Source organism: Shewanella sp. 492, assembly GCF_059338445.1.
This window is the reverse complement of sequence record NZ_CM181702.1, coordinates 3,478,009-3,492,116: the sequence shown is the minus strand read 5'-3', so window position 1 is coordinate 3,492,116 and position 14,108 is coordinate 3,478,009. Positions and strand designations below refer to the sequence as shown.

General features: G+C 48.0%; 14 protein-coding genes. 5 read left to right on the top strand and 9 right to left on the bottom strand.

The features are described 5' to 3' along the window. Positions 1-16: 16 nt before the first annotated feature. The 8 genes from tatC to AC5YBX_RS15345 form a co-directional block, all read right to left on the bottom strand. The gene (gene tatC / locus AC5YBX_RS15380) at positions 17-766 is read right to left on the bottom strand and encodes a twin-arginine translocase subunit TatC (protein WP_494520787.1); all 750 of its coding nucleotides are present in this window, start codon (positions 764-766) and stop codon (positions 17-19) included. Positions 767-769: 3 nt separating this feature from the next. Continuing rightward, entirely contained in the window at positions 770-1,168 is a 399-nt protein-coding gene (tatB, locus tag AC5YBX_RS15375) for a Sec-independent protein translocase protein TatB (protein WP_494520788.1), read from the bottom strand. A 6-nt stretch (positions 1,169-1,174) separates the two neighbouring features. Continuing rightward, entirely contained in the window at positions 1,175-1,408 is a 234-nt protein-coding gene (tatA, locus tag AC5YBX_RS15370; protein ID WP_494520789.1) for a Sec-independent protein translocase subunit TatA, read from the bottom strand. Between the two features lie 72 nt (positions 1,409-1,480). Then, positions 1,481-3,130, bottom strand: coding sequence for a ubiquinone biosynthesis regulatory protein kinase UbiB (gene ubiB / locus AC5YBX_RS15365; protein WP_494520790.1), 1,650 nt, complete (start codon positions 3,128-3,130; stop codon positions 1,481-1,483). After that, positions 3,127-3,750, bottom strand: coding sequence for a ubiquinone biosynthesis accessory factor UbiJ (locus AC5YBX_RS15360; protein WP_494520791.1), 624 nt, complete (start codon positions 3,748-3,750; stop codon positions 3,127-3,129). The genes ubiB and AC5YBX_RS15360 overlap by 4 nt, the downstream gene beginning before the upstream one ends. Positions 3,751-3,785: 35 nt before the next feature. Further along, positions 3,786-4,541, bottom strand: a complete 756-nt coding sequence (ubiE, locus tag AC5YBX_RS15355) for a bifunctional demethylmenaquinone methyltransferase/2-methoxy-6-polyprenyl-1,4-benzoquinol methylase UbiE (protein ID WP_494523984.1) — start codon at positions 4,539-4,541, stop codon at positions 3,786-3,788. A 203-nt stretch (positions 4,542-4,744) separates the two neighbouring features. Continuing rightward, positions 4,745-5,788, bottom strand: a complete 1,044-nt coding sequence (locus AC5YBX_RS15350; RefSeq protein ID WP_475514989.1) for a formimidoylglutamase — start codon at positions 5,786-5,788, stop codon at positions 4,745-4,747. Between the two features lie 175 nt (positions 5,789-5,963). Then, a complete protein-coding gene (locus tag AC5YBX_RS15345; RefSeq protein WP_494523983.1) occupies positions 5,964-6,581 on the bottom strand; it encodes a response regulator transcription factor in 618 nt (205 codons plus the stop codon). Positions 6,582-6,750: 169 nt separating this feature from the next. Here AC5YBX_RS15345 and AC5YBX_RS15340 point away from each other — a divergent pair, with 169 nt between their 5' ends. The 4 genes from AC5YBX_RS15340 to nrfD all read left to right on the top strand — a co-directional run bounded on the left by AC5YBX_RS15340 (position 6,751) and on the right by nrfD (position 12,706). Beyond that, entirely contained in the window at positions 6,751-8,562 is a 1,812-nt protein-coding gene (locus AC5YBX_RS15340; protein WP_494523982.1) for a sensor histidine kinase, read from the top strand. A gap of 338 nt (positions 8,563-8,900) precedes the next feature. Then, positions 8,901-11,177 (top strand): thiosulfate reductase PhsA, encoded by a 2,277-nt coding sequence (phsA, locus tag AC5YBX_RS15335; RefSeq protein ID WP_494523981.1) that lies wholly within the window; start codon positions 8,901-8,903, stop codon positions 11,175-11,177. 12 nt (positions 11,178-11,189) lie between these two features. Beyond that, positions 11,190-11,762, top strand: a complete 573-nt coding sequence (locus AC5YBX_RS15330) for a 4Fe-4S dicluster domain-containing protein (protein ID WP_110457057.1) — start codon at positions 11,190-11,192, stop codon at positions 11,760-11,762. Continuing rightward, complete coding sequence (nrfD, locus tag AC5YBX_RS15325) at positions 11,759-12,706, top strand: NrfD/PsrC family molybdoenzyme membrane anchor subunit (RefSeq protein WP_475514985.1); 948 nt, start codon at positions 11,759-11,761, stop codon at positions 12,704-12,706. Before AC5YBX_RS15330 ends, nrfD begins: the two co-directional genes overlap by 4 nt. 210 nt (positions 12,707-12,916) lie before the next feature. Here nrfD and rraA read toward each other — a convergent pair whose 3' ends face one another. Then, entirely contained in the window at positions 12,917-13,402 is a 486-nt protein-coding gene (gene rraA / locus AC5YBX_RS15320) for a ribonuclease E activity regulator RraA (protein ID WP_110457059.1), read from the bottom strand. Between the two features lie 335 nt (positions 13,403-13,737). On the opposite strand from rraA, the gene AC5YBX_RS15315 reads away from it, so the two are divergent. Then, on the top strand, positions 13,738-13,992 hold the full coding sequence (locus tag AC5YBX_RS15315; protein WP_494523980.1) for a YgjV family protein: 255 nt from the start codon (positions 13,738-13,740) through the stop codon (positions 13,990-13,992). The last annotated feature ends 116 nt before the right edge of the window (positions 13,993-14,108 follow it).

Genomic DNA, 14,108 nt, shown 5'->3' with positions numbered 1-14,108 from the left:
AAGGGCTATGGCTAGATTAATCCGTTTGTGTTTGCTCATCGTCTTCTTCAGTGTCCTTTTTACTGTAGAAACGGGCCGCAAGCAATCCCCCTTCAAACAATATTAACATCGGAATCGCTAACATGGTTTGCGAAATAATGTCGGGTGGTGTCAGTAACATACCTATGATAAAGGCACCCACCACAATGTAGGGACGTTTGGTTTTGAGCTCTTCTGGTGTGGTCACCCCAGCCCAACAGAGTAAGATCACCGCAATAGGAATTTCAAATGCTAAACCAAAGGCAAAAAATAGCTTAAGTACAAAACTCAGATAGCTACTGATATCGGTAGCGACTTGTACACCCTCAGGGGCAACGCTGGTAAAGAAACCAAATACCACTGGGAATACAACGTAATAGGTAAATGCTATGCCTAAATAAAACAATAATGTACTGCTGGTGAGCAGCGGCACCATTAGCCGTTTTTCGTGCTTGTACAAGCCTGGGGCAATAAATGACCAGATCTGAAATAGCACATAGGGAATGGCGATAAAGAATGCCAACACTAAAGTTAGTTTAAAAGGGGCGAAGAAGGGCGCGGCCACATCTGTTGCGATCATGCTACTGGTGTCTGGTAGCACATCCATCAGCGGGGTTGCCATATAATGATAAATATCGTTTGCCCAGTAGACTAGGCAAATAAACACAAAAAGCACACTACCAATGGCTTTAAGTAACTTGTTACGTAACTCAAGCAAGTGGCTAATTAACGGCTGCTGTTGCGACATGGACTACCCGTCAGATTTATCTGTTGAAGTGCTGCCTTTGGCTGTACCTGTCGTCTTCGGGGTTGAGTCACTGTTAGCACTGTCGGTGCTGCTCGGTGTCTCTTCTACCTTATAAGGACGATTAACAGATTGGGCTGCTTCTTTTAATTGATCGATTGAATCCTGTAATTCAGGCGAAAGATTTTTTAGCCCTTGGCTTTCAGCCTTTTTCAAGTCTGAATGCAATTGCTCTATTTTAAGCTCTTGCTCAAGCTCATCTTTTACTGAATTGGCCATGCGTTTCATGGCACGGATCCAGCCACTAATTGAACGTACTGCAACCGGGAGTCTTTCAGGGCCAAGAACCACTAGCCCCAAAATACCGATCAACAGTAACTCCATAAAGCCGATACCGTCGAACATAAGGAATTACGCCTGTTCTTTGTCCTTGGACTCAGTCTTTTTTTCGTCAGCCTGAGCGGTTTTTTCTGCAGTTGCTTTGTCTTCGAGTGCTTTCTTTTCTTCTTCAGAAGACATGGCGTTCTTGAAGCCTTTCACTGCGCCACCTAAGTCACCACCTAGTGAGCGTAATTTCTTAGTGCCGAACAGCAAAACTACGATTAAAGCAATGATAAGGAGTTGCCAAATACTAATGCCACCCATGTAACTTTCCTCTTTAATTTAACGCTTTTGTAAGACGGGTTCTATTATGAACCTTTGGTTATTTAGTGCTAGCTAAAATTTGCGATTCTTTGGTCTAGATCGCCATCCGAATAACCATAGTATGGCACCGATCCCGACAGACCCATAAGAGGCCCATAGTGTAGCGTTTTGTGCAAACAAAATAGTGCCGCAGATCACTAAAATTGCCGATGTCACTAAAAGGTAGTTACTTTTATGGACTTTTTGCTGCTGTTTTAAATAGCGTTCTAGCAGTAAATTTTGGCTGTTAACGAAGTTTTTACCCATTTTTAGGTTGTCGTAAATCAGCTCAGGCAGCTCAGGTAATTTATCAGCCCAGTAGGGGAACTCTTTCTTGATTTTTTTCGCCATGCCAATGGGACCAATCTGCTCGGCCATCCAGCCTTCAAGAAACGGCTTAGCGGTTTTCCATAAATCCAATTGCGGATAGAGTTGGCGCCCAAGCCCTTCAATATACAGTAAAGTTTTTTCAAGCAGTACTAGTTGTGGCTGTACCACCATGTCGAAGCGACGGGCGGTTCTAAATAGCTCCAGCAGCACATGGCCAAAGGAGATCTCATCCAGTGGCTTATTAAACATCGGCTCACACACCACTTTAATCGCTTGCTCAAAGGCGACGATATCTGTGTCGGCTGATACCCAGCCTGATTCGATATAGAGTTGGGCAATCCGGGTGTAATCGCGGTTAAAGAAGGCGAGAAAGTTCTCGGCTAAATAACGTTTATCTTGCTCGGTCAGGGTGCCCATGATGCCGCAGTCAAGCCCGATATAGAAAGGATCTTCCGGGTGCTCTGTGCTGATAAATATATTGCCAGGATGCATATCGGCGTGGAAAAAGTTATCGCGAAACACTTGGGTAAAAAACAGCTCAACGCCGCGTTCGGCCAGTAACTTAAGGTTGGTGCCTTGGGCTTCTAATGCGGCCTTGTCTGATACCGGAATACCATAGATGCGTTCCATCACGATTAAGCGGGTAAAGCAAAACTCTTCATACATAAAGGGCACATACAGTGAACCAGAATTGAGAAAGTTATTGCGTAGCTTTATGGCGTTAAGTGCTTCAAGTTTTAGATTTAATTCGCCTTCAATTGTGGTGCGATAATCCTCTACTACTTCGGCCGGCCGTAAGCGATTACCTTGGCCTAACAGGGCTTCTAAAAACTGAGCGCACTGGCTCATTAATTGAAGATCCGCATGCACTTGCGTTTCCACATTGGGCCTGAGTACCTTGAGTACCACTTCGGCGCCGCTGGATTTTAATTTGGCGGTGTGTACCTGAGAAATCGACGCCGATGCCAAAGGCACATCGTCAAAATCGTCAAAGTAGGTGTCAATGGGAACGCCCAGTTCTGTCTCTATTTGGGCTTTAGCGATAGCTGAGTCAAACGGCGGCACGCGATCTTGCAGCATCGCCAGCTCTTCGGCCCACTCGTCGCTAAGCAGATCGCGTCGAGTTGACAGCATCTGGCCAAACTTAATGTAAACCGGTCCCAGCTCTTGCATGGCCAATTTAAGGCGTTCACCACCGACCTTGTCTTTATGTTTGTTGCGTAACCAGAAAAAGCTGCCGCGCAGCAGTCTAAAATACCAAGGCTTTAGCTTTGATGGGATAAGCTCATCTAGGCCGTAATTGAGTGCAATGTTAATGACTTGGTATGCGCGCCGAATGCTTTTGACTGTCATTTTGTCTTGTGAGTCCTGGTTATGATTCGTTCGATCCTTTGACTTAAGGCGTCTGTATCGTCTTTAAGTTCATCGATTCTATCACTAAAATGGATAAATTCGATTTTGTGTGGACTGAGGCGATACTCTTCGACAACGAGTTGACCGACATGGTCGCGGCTCTTATTAAATACCTCCGCTAACCCTTGTTTGAGTTGTTTGGCGCCTTGTTGCAGCATATGGGTGGGCGCATCGCCAATCCATTTTGATAGGGGCTCAGCAAAATCAAACTCCACTTGTTGCATAAAGTGGCTAAAGCTCTGCAATAGATTGAGATCGCCTTCGAGTTTGAGCTTATCTTGTTTAATCAACTCGGTGAGATTGGCCCCTTCGGTGAGGCGATACAGGGTGGTGATGTCAACTTCAACCTGAGTGGTGATCTCACCATCATATTGACTAAAGACTTGGATCTCTTTGGCAAATAGTAGGTAAATGGGCCAGCTCAGTTGGGTCAACTGTATGCACAGCACCTTGCCATGCAGCGTATGCTGTTTGGCATACGCTTGCGGGGACTGTTTAACGGTTTGCTGTAGTGCGGTTTCAATTGCCGCGCTAAGCAGCAATACAATATCACGTTTCATGCGTTACCTAGTCGGCTGAAGCCAAAGGGGAAAGATTAAAACTTATAGCCTTTGTGCAGCGCCACAATACCGTCGGTCATGTTGGTGTATTCAACCTGTTCGAAACCGGCGTCGATCATCATGGCCTTTAGGGTTTCTTGATCTGGGTGCATACGGATTGACTCGGCTAAGTACTCATAGCTACCCGCATCTTTAGTGATAAAATCGCCCATCTTAGGTAAAATTTTAAAGCTATACAGGTCATATATCTTACGCATAACATCATGTTTAGGTTTAGAAAACTCAAGAACTAATAGTTTTCCACCTGGTTTTAATACCCGCAGCATAGAACGGATGGCCGCATCTTTATCGGTTACATTACGTAGGCCAAAAGCGATGGTAATAATATCAAAATGGTTGTCAGGAAACGGTAATGCTTCGGCATTGGCCTGCACATAGTTCACGTTACCCACCACGCCACGATTACGTAGCTTGTCACGGCCGACCTTGAGCATTGACTCGTTAATATCGGCAAGGATAACCTGGCCTTTATTACCCACAATGTGGGAGAACTTGGCGGTAAGATCGCCCGTGCCCCCAGCAAGATCCAACACTTTCATACCCGGACGTGCACCCGCACTCTCTATGGTTAAACGTTTCCAAAGACGATGAATACCAAAGGACATGACATCATTCATAATGTCGTATTTGGCTGCAACTGAGTGAAAAACATCGGCCACTAAATCCGCTTTTTTCTCTGCTTCTACCGTCTTATAACCGAAATGGGTATTGTTGGGTGAGCCCTCTGACATTTATTGTATTCCTGTGCTTCGCTACTGTTATGGCGAGTGTAAGTGAATGATGCTCATTGCAGAATCATTCATCTGCGACTCTGTGATCGAGGTTAATAATCCATGTGCCGATTTAATAAAAATGCGCGTTGGCGCAGAGTTTGAAAAATTGGACGCCGCATTACATCATAATATTAGCGATAAGCCAAATTCCCCTGAGCCAATTACCCTATGGGTTGTCTAGCTATACGTCCTTGCATGTAGGCATAGATCAGTTCGCTAATACTCTGACCTGTTTCTCTGCGTCCCGCATCGCTGCCCGCGCTATGACAACTAGGGGCGGCTTCGGCCAAATGCAAGTAACAGGCGTTGGTGCGCAGCCCTATTTGATTAACGTAATAGAGGGCGTCCAGTAACGGAATTCCCGCCGCGGTTGAGGCGCTGCTGGGCATATTAATGATGGCATCCATATCTAACTCAACCGCCACCGGTGAACCACTGTCGTTAAGTTGAGTGACTATCTCATCGATGGCCTGTTTGAGGCTCAGCTCTTGTCGCACCCAGATGGCTTGCAGGGTATGCCACTTGCCGCCAAAGGCGCTGAGTTGGTCTAAGGTTTGTTGGCTATTTTTGAGCTCATGCATGCCCAGTACATGGTAGTAACCCAGCGCACCACTGGCTGCGGCGTAACTGAAACCATTACCGCTGTGGCGGCCTTCTCTGGGGCGAAAGTCAGCATGAGGGTCGAGGTTGACGGCGGCGATAGGGCGCTTCATCACTTGTTTGCTTGCCATTAAAAGCCCGTAGGCGTTGTTATGGCCGCCACCAATCACGATAGGCTCTAATCCGGCGGCAATGATGCTGCTGACGATATGGATAACCCGTTCATCGAGGCGCTCGACATGGGCTCTTAATGTTTGGGTGGTTGCGCTCGCGGGCAGTTGCAAATCGTGAGTATTAACTTGCCCAAGCACCATGCACTGCTTAGCGTCGAAAAATTGATTTGATTGCAGATTACACCATTGGCTCATGGTTGCTTCAAACGCATCAACCGCACCGCCACGACCAAGGTTGGCCCGCGGGCCAATATCTTCACCTATCCCTAAGATGACAAATCGCACGCCTTGTTGTTTAGCATCGGCTAATGCGGTGTTTAATGGTGTGTTGCCATCGTAGCAATGTAAGGCTTGTCCCAGCTTGGTTTCGCCTTCACGAACATGGGTGAAGACGCTGCATATTTGGTGGGTAAAGGGGAGCAGTGTTGGCATGGGCCTATCTCATTATTAATGACTCAATTGGCCTATTGTGGCCCACAAACCTAGCGGCTGGCAATTGTGCATAAATGCAGGAGAAAACCCCAGAGTGGCTGTAGACCTTGGCGTCATCGTTTATTGGCGGTGTCATGGTTTATTGTCGTGAGGCTAGTGGCTTGGAGCGTTGGACTTAGTCGTTGTCGCTAGGGCTATTGAGGAGCGGCGCCAATTTGAGCAGCTCGGCAACATTATTGGCCCCCAATTTGCTCATCATTTTTGCTCGGTGCACTTCGATGGTTCGCAGTGCGACGCACAGCTGGTTGGCCATCTGTTTATTGGTGTGGCCGGCGATAACTAATTTGAAAATTTGGGTTTCTCGCTCAGACAAAGTGTCGATAAGCTTTTGGTGGCGAAGCTTCCAATGTTGGCGCTCACTGTAGTGTAACCCTTTAGCGATAGACTCGGATAACGCTGCGCCTTGGACGGGCTTTTGGAAAAAGTCAAACGCCCCATTTTTAAAAGCATCGACCGCCATCGGCACATCACCATGGCCGGTGAGAAAGATCACTGCCAGTGGGCTTTTAGCTTGGTGCAATAAACGCTGCACCTGTGGCCCGCTCATTGAGGGCATTTTGGCATCTAAAATCACGCAGCCGGGCTGGGTCAGATCGACACTGGACAGAAAGTCATCGCCAGCGTTAAAGCTGGTTATCTCATAGCCATAACCCACCATTAAAAAGCTGATCGCATCGATGACCGCCTCATCATCGTCGACAAGATACACTGGATTCAAGGGAGATGTTGGCACGGCGGTTCCTTTATTGAGCTTTGATAACTATTTGGCGGCGATGACTATGATTGATATCGCAGATGCGGCCATTTAGCCAACTATTTTAGGTAAAGCATGAGGCGCATCACGTGGCGATCCGTTATCGATACCGTAAGCTGTGCTAAGCGTATCGATTGAGGAGCATTGTGTGTATAAACACCTACTGCATGCATTGGCTGTGTGTTGTTTATTGAGTGGTTTATTGTGTTATTCAGCTCGTGTTGTTGCCCAGCCACAACAGCTATATGTCGGCGTGTTGGCTAACTGGGGGCATCAACAAGCCATGGAGCGCTGGACGCCCATGATGACCTATTTAAATCAACAGGTACCCGGCACGCAATTTCATGTATTTCCGGGTAATTTTGAAGCCTTAAATCTTGCTATGGAGCTAGGGCAGATCCAGTTTATTATCACCAACCCAGGGCAATATCTGTATCTGTCGAACCAGTATCCGCTGTCTTGGTTAGCCACCATGCGTTCTCGGCGGCATAACGGTAGCACCACGGCTATCGGCTCGGCCATCGTGGTGAAAGCCGAAAGTGATTACCGCACCTTGTATGATTTAAAAGATAAAATCATTGCAGCCAGCGATCCCCATGCATTAGGCGGTTATCAGGCGACCGCGGGATTAATGCATAAATTGGGCATGGATGCTGACCACTATTTTGGCCAAGTTAAGTTTGTTGGCTTTCCGCTCGATCCCTTGCTGTATCAAGTGAGAGACGGTCATGTCGATGCCGCCATTACCCCCTTGTGTACGCTTGAGGATATGGTGGCGCGCGGCTTGTTAAATCCTGCCGATTTTAGAGTGCTTAACCCGAGTCGCCCCGAAGGGTATGACTGCCAGTGCAGCACTAAGCTTTATCCTAACTGGTCGTTTGCGGCCAATGAAAGTGTCGACATTAATCTTAGCCAACAAATTAGTCAGGCATTAATGGCATTGCCTGCCGATCATCCAGCCGCCGTTAGCGGCCAACTCATGGGCTGGACGTCGCCCATTAGTCAGCTAACCGTTATCCAACTGTATGGTGACTTACATGTGATCTCGCAGGAAAAAAGCCGTTTAAACGCCCTGCAAACTTGGCTCAATGAAAATCGCCATTGGGGCATCTTAGCTGTGGTCATTTTTTTAGTGGCAACGGTATATCACTTGTGGATCGAGTACCGCTTTCACCAAAAAAGTGAGTCATTGGTCAGCACCGAGCGGCAGTTAAAGCAGCAAGCTATTGCGTTAGAGCGGCTGCAAAGCGCCTCGATGATTGGCGAAATTGGCGCGGGGCTGGCCCATGAGATCAACCAACCTATTGCCGCCATCACCAGTTATAGCGAGGGCGGCATCATGCGCATGCAAGGCGGGCAATTGACGGAGGCGGAAGCCACCATAGACTTGCTGCAAAAAATTCATAAGCAGTCCACTCGTGCAGGGGAAGTGGTGCACAGGATCCGGGGTCTACTCAAACGCAAAGAGGCGGTAATGGATGATGTGAATATTCTCACTCTGGTGGATGAGAGCCTGTCTCTGCTGCGTTTAGAGTTGATGCGCCGCGATATCGAGGTGGTCAAAGAGACCAGCGGTGAGCCGTTTTTTATTAGCGCCGATCGCGTCGGTCTGCTGCAAGTATTGATTAACCTGATTAAAAACAGTATCGATGCCATTGCCGAGCGCCCAGATCAGACTGAGCGGGGCCACATCATGATTAAGCTGCAATTTCATGAACATCAAGTGGATGTGCTAGTGACCGACAATGGCCCTGGACTGGCGCAAAATGCCGCCACCGTGATGGCAACGTTCTTTACCACCAAAACCGAAGGATTAGGCTTGGGGTTAGCCATCTGCAGTGAGGTGATAAAAGAGCATAACGGTGGCTTTACATTAGAAAATCGCGACGACGGCCATAGCGGCTGCGTGGCTAAAATTGTACTAAAGCGTAGAGGGTGCCAACAAGCGGTGCAGATTTAACGGTTAGTGACTCATCTGCTTTAGATAAAAAGAAAACATAGTAATTAATTGTTTTATATTACTTTTATATGTATGAGTTGCACGAGTGCGATTCGATATGTGGTTTACCACACTATACAAAATCAGTGCTGTGTGTTGGTGAAATTATCGACCATGAAGTCGATCACAAACTGACCTGTCAGTGGATCGATATGTGGTATACCACAATGTGCAACCACTCCTCCCTTGGTAACAATGGTGAAAACCGAGTGACATTTGATGGTGTTGTCCCACGTAATTAATCGGGATGAGCTACCAGCTCAGGTCTGTCGGTATCATTGTTAATTGGGAGAAAAATCATGAAACTTGATCGGCGTACCTTTATTAAAGGGGCTGGTGCTGGGACCGCAGGTTGCGTATTTGCGACGTTGCCGGGCTCATTAGCAGCGCTAGGGCAAACGGGGTTAAGCGGCAGTGCAGAATCGGTCGCCAGTATCTGTGAGATGTGCTCGACAAGATGCCCCATTTCGGCGCGAGTCGTGAATGGTAAAAACGTCTCCATATTGGGCAACAAGAAAGCCAAATCCTTTGGTGGCGCAGTCTGTGCTCGTGGCGGCGCAGGCCATAGTCAGCTGTACGACAAGCAACGTATCGTTAAACCGCTCAAGCGGGTAGGTGAGCGCGGCGAAGGCAAATGGGCCGAAATCGAATGGGATGAAGCTTATGCCATCATTGCCGAAAATCTCAATAAGATAAAAGCCCAGCACGGCGCCGAATCGGTGGCATTTTCCTCTAAATCTGGCTCACTTTCGGGTCACCTTTTCCATCTGGCTAAGGCTTTCGGTAGCCCAAACACCTTTACTCACGCCTCTACGTGTCCGGCCGGTTATGTGGTGGCTGCCAAGGCGATTTTTGGTGGCAAAGTCAAACGTGATTTAAGTAACTCTAAATACATCATTAACTTTGGTCATAACCTGTATGAAGGCATCAATATGTCTGAAACGCGGGGCATGATGAATGCACAAATGGAGAAGGGCGCTAAGCTGGTGGTGTTTGAGCCTCGCTTCTCGATAGTGGCCGATAAAGCCGATGAGTGGTACGCCATTAAACCTGGCACCGACGTTGCGGTAGCGTTGGCGATTTGCCACACCCTTATCGAAGATGAGCTGTATGATAAGGCTTTTGTCGCCCAGTACGTTGCTGGTTTCGACGCGTTTGCGCAAGAAGTTAAAGCCTACACGCCTGAGTGGGCCGAATCGGTCAGTGATGTGCCCGCTGAAGATATTCGCCGTATCACTCACGAATACGCCGCCGCAGCCCCTCATGCCGTGGTGGACTTTGGCCACCGCTCTTCATTTACCACCGAAGAGTTTGAGATGCGCCGCGCCCTTTATGCCGCCAACGTGTTAATCGGTAATATCGAGCGTAAAGGGGGGCTTTATTTTGGGAAGAAAGCCTCTAAGTACAATAAGTTTGCCGGTGAAAAAGTGGCGCCGACCTTAGCGAAACCTGGGGTAGAGGGTATGCCCTCAATCGATGCCAAGCGTATCGATATGGTCGATGAACAATATGCCTTGTTGTGGTCATCGGGGGGGATCTACCAAACGATTTTAGATGCAACATTAGAGGCCAAGCCTTATCAGTTGCATGGCTGGGTGATGAGCCGTACCAATCCGATGCAGACCATGACAGACAGAGCACGCATTGTTGAGACCATGCAAAAGCTCGATTTTATCGTCGCCTGCGATATCTATATCAGTGAAAGCGCCGCTTATGCCGATATCTTCCTGCCTGAATCGACCTACCTTGAGCGTGATGAGGAGATTGTCGATAAGTCGGGTAAAAACCCTGCTTACTATGTGCGTCAACGTGTGGTCGACACCATAGGCGACACTAAACCCAGCTGGATGATTTGGAAGGAGTTAGCCAATCAACTCGGGCAAGGGCAGTACTTCCCTTGGGATAACATGGAAACCTTGCAGCTGTTTCAAGTCGATAAAGATGCGGCGCTGCTCAACACCATTAAACGTGATGGCTGGGTCAGCTATGGTAAGCCGTTGATGCTGCGTGAGCGGGAGATGATCAAGACCTTTACCGATACCTACCCCAATGCTAAAGCGGTCGATGATGATGGCACTTATGCCAGCCAGCTAAGCTTTAAAACCCCGTCTGGCAAGATTGAATTGAGCTCAGATAAAGTGGAGCAAATGGCGCCAGGGAGGGGGGTTATCCGCTACCGCGAAGTGACCATGAAGAAGGCCGACGAGCTGTTTTTCATCCAAGGAAAAGTCGCGGTGCACACCAATGCGGGCACGCAAAATGTCCCTATGCTGGCTAATCTAATGTCGGATAATGCGGTATGGATCCATCCCATCACGGCGGGCTTATTGAACATTGCCAATGGTGACGCGATTCGCATCTATAACGCGACCGGTAGCGAAGAGGGGCATGCCTTGGTCACGCCGGGTATTCGTCCCGATACCGTGTTTGCCTATATGGGTTGTGGTTCTAAAAACAAAGAACTGGCCCGCGCCACAGGTAAAGGTGTGCATTGTGGCAACCTACTTCCTCACGTTACTTCTCCGGTTACAGGTATGAATTTGCATACCACCGGGGTCAAAATTGCCAAGCTGTAATCGGAGTTCATTATGACTAAACGTTATGTTCTTGTGCACGATGAAAATAAGTGCATTGGCTGCCAAGCCTGTAATGTGGCCTGCCGCAGTGAAAATAATGTGCCTGAGTCGGTGACCCGGCTTCAGGTGCGCATCGAGGGGCCTTACGGTAACTTTCCTCACCTGCATTTTAAATACAATCGCGTCTCTTGTGAGCAGTGTGAAAACGCGCCATGCGTCAAGGTGTGTCCTACGGGCGCGGCCTACGTTAACGCCGATGGCATTGTCTCGATAAATGAAAACAAGTGTGTCGGCTGCCTCTATTGTGTTGCCGCTTGCCCCTACAAGGTGCGCTTTATTAATCCGGAAACTCGGGTGCCAGACAAGTGTGATTTTTGTAAGGAGACGCGCCTTGCTCGTGGTGAAGACCCTGCCTGTGTCAGTGTTTGCCCAACCCAAGCCTTAGTGTTTGGCGATGCCAATGATCTGAACTCAGAGGTTCGCAAGGTGTTAGACACTAAGCCGCATTATCAGCAAAAGGTGAATCTTGGCACAGAGCCAAGGGTCTATCGCATTCCTAGCCGTAAAGGGGGGATTAAAGCATGAACAATATTTGGGGCTCCATGGAGCAATATGATCCAGTCGTCTGGAACTGGATAATCGCGGTCTACCTGTTTATGGCAGGCTTATCGGCAGGTTCTATGTTGGTGGCGATAGGGCTTAAATGGTACAAGCAGAGCCGAGGGCTCCCCACTGATGGCTTGCCTGTGATCAAGGCCGCGGCGGTGATAGGGCCAGTGGCTATCTGTTTGGGCATGGCGTTATTGGTGCTGGATTTGACGAAACCGTTTGAATTTTATCATATCTTACTCAATTACAACTTAACGTCTGTGATGGCATGGGGGGTTATCGCCCTGCTGATTTACATTCCTTTGGTGTTTGTGTTTGCCGCGTTAGTGTTTGAAAAGCAGGTGCTGCATTACGCTCCTTGGTTAGCGGGCATCTTGTCGGTCTGCCGTCAGGTTGAAGGCAGTTTGAATAAGCTGATTTTTGCGCTGGCACTCGGTGTCGGGGTCTACACCGGATTTTTACTGTCGGCGATGATCAGCTATCCGATCCTCAACACCGCCGTGTTACCAGCGCTGTTCTTAGCTTCGGCGCTCTCGGTCGGTTCGGCTGGTAATATCTTGGTGGCCACGCTGTTTTTCAGTAAGAAAGAGTCTGACTGTATCGAGCAGGTGCACCGTATCGAGTATCCCGTGGCGTTTAATGAGGCACTTTGTTTAGTGCTACTGTTTGTCGGGCTTAACTTTTCCGGTCCTGCCGCGCAGGCGGCGACGGCGGCAATCACCACTGGGACTTGGGCAAGCGTTTTTTGGGTTGGGGTAGTCGGTTTAGGGCTGGGTGTGCCCGTGCTTGCCAGCACCTTCGCCCCTAAGGCGTGGCGACACAGCAAGGCATTTTTAATTACCGTATCTTGTAGCACGATTCTGGGGGTGTTGGCCTTACGGCATTTCGTGGTCTACGCGGGGCAAAGCTACATTAGTTAATGGTCATGTTATATGGGTTAACCTATCGCGTTAACCCATATGGTGGTTGTGACTAAGTATATTAATAATTAAATCAAAAAAGGATGATGGCCTAGTCGGTCATCATCCTTTTTTATTGTTAGCATCAGTGCGGTTACTGGCTATTTTGCTTGCGCTGATCTTAAGTATATCGCCATTGCGAATGGGGCATTGAATTTGTCTGTAAGAGCGTTAATCGATATCTAATGGCTCTGGCGACAAAATAATCCCCGTGTTGTCAGCATACAGGTGATCGGCTGGTAAGAAGGTCACGCCACCAAAGTTAACCGGCACTTCGAGCTCGCCCACACCATGACCATCGGCGCCAACGGGTATTGAGGCGATAGCTTGGATGCCGATATCGAGATCTTCCAGCGCATCAACATCACGCACCGAACCGTAAATAACAATACCTTCCCAGTTATTGGCGACCGCAATTTCTGCAATTGAAGCATCGAGCAGTGCGCGGCGTAATGAACCACCACCATCAACCAGCAGCACTTTACCTTCCCCATCTTGCTGCAATACTTCTGCAATCAAACCATTGTCTTCGAAGCATTTGATGGTGCTAATTGAACCACCAAAAGAGCTACAACCACCGTAGTTGCTGAACATGGGTTCGACGACATCGACCATATCAATGTAAGTGTCACAAAGTTCTGAGGTGTTGTATTCCATAAGTCATACTCCTGTAGGAAGGCATTTTGCTAGGATAAATCAGCAAGATATTAGTACCAGCCAGTATATAAGGGATTCTTAAAAAGAAAAGCGTTATCAATCACGCAATTGCCGATAAAACCAGCTTTCATGTCAGTTGGTGTAATGTTTCTATCATTGGTGGCAAAATATACTGAAAACATGACCCACCTCATTAAATAACGTATTTTTATTACACATTGCGAATGGTTTTGCTAATATAGCTGCAGTAATTGATAACGTTAATTTAACTTGCTTTAGGGGCATGGATCCCCCAGTTCGCTTACGGATGGTATAGGGCCTTAAGAAGGTGCCTTATGGAAGTATCAAACACAATTGAATTAATTGGCTATTCTGCATCATTAATGGTGGCAATATCCTTAATGATGAAAGACATTGTTTGGCTAAGAACGCTTAATTTTGCTGGCTGTTCGCTGTTTGTGATCTACGGCACTTACATATCGGCATGGCCGGTTGCAGGTATGAATGCCTTTGTTGCCTGCATTAATATCTATCATTTAATTAAAATTGCCCGTAGTAAATCGCAGTTAAACGACATAAAAAGCGCCTGACTGCGGTGTGTGCCAACCTGAGTCTGCTCTCGGGTTGGTGGCTCTGCCTGACTCCTCGTCCTCCCCATCGAATGTGTGCCTGAGCTGATGCCTTACTGAGGTCAGTCGATGTTTCG

What these genes read in the sequence shown, in the direction of transcription:
- tatC (WP_494520787.1), bottom strand. Translation starts at nt 766, where the DNA reads ATGTCGCAACAGCAGCCGTTAATTAGCCACTTGCTTGAGTTACGTAAC.
- tatB (WP_494520788.1), bottom strand. Translation starts at nt 1,168, where the DNA reads ATGTTCGACGGTATCGGCTTTATGGAGTTACTGTTGATCGGTATTTTG.
- tatA (WP_494520789.1), bottom strand. Translation starts at nt 1,408, where the DNA reads ATGGGTGGCATTAGTATTTGGCAACTCCTTATCATTGCTTTAATCGTA.
- ubiB (WP_494520790.1), bottom strand. Translation starts at nt 3,130, where the DNA reads ATGACAGTCAAAAGCATTCGGCGCGCATACCAAGTCATTAACATTGCA.
- AC5YBX_RS15360 (WP_494520791.1), bottom strand. Translation starts at nt 3,750, where the DNA reads ATGAAACGTGATATTGTATTGCTGCTTAGCGCGGCAATTGAAACCGCA.
- ubiE (WP_494523984.1), bottom strand. Translation starts at nt 4,541, where the DNA reads ATGTCAGAGGGCTCACCCAACAATACCCATTTCGGTTATAAGACGGTA.
- AC5YBX_RS15350 (WP_475514989.1), bottom strand. Translation starts at nt 5,788, where the DNA reads ATGCCAACACTGCTCCCCTTTACCCACCAAATATGCAGCGTCTTCACC.
- phsA (WP_494523981.1), top strand. Translation starts at nt 8,901, where the DNA reads ATGAAACTTGATCGGCGTACCTTTATTAAAGGGGCTGGTGCTGGGACC.
- AC5YBX_RS15330 (WP_110457057.1), top strand. Translation starts at nt 11,190, where the DNA reads ATGACTAAACGTTATGTTCTTGTGCACGATGAAAATAAGTGCATTGGC.
- nrfD (WP_475514985.1), top strand. Translation starts at nt 11,759, where the DNA reads ATGAACAATATTTGGGGCTCCATGGAGCAATATGATCCAGTCGTCTGG.
- rraA (WP_110457059.1), bottom strand. Translation starts at nt 13,402, where the DNA reads ATGGAATACAACACCTCAGAACTTTGTGACACTTACATTGATATGGTC.
- AC5YBX_RS15315 (WP_494523980.1), top strand. Translation starts at nt 13,738, where the DNA reads ATGGAAGTATCAAACACAATTGAATTAATTGGCTATTCTGCATCATTA.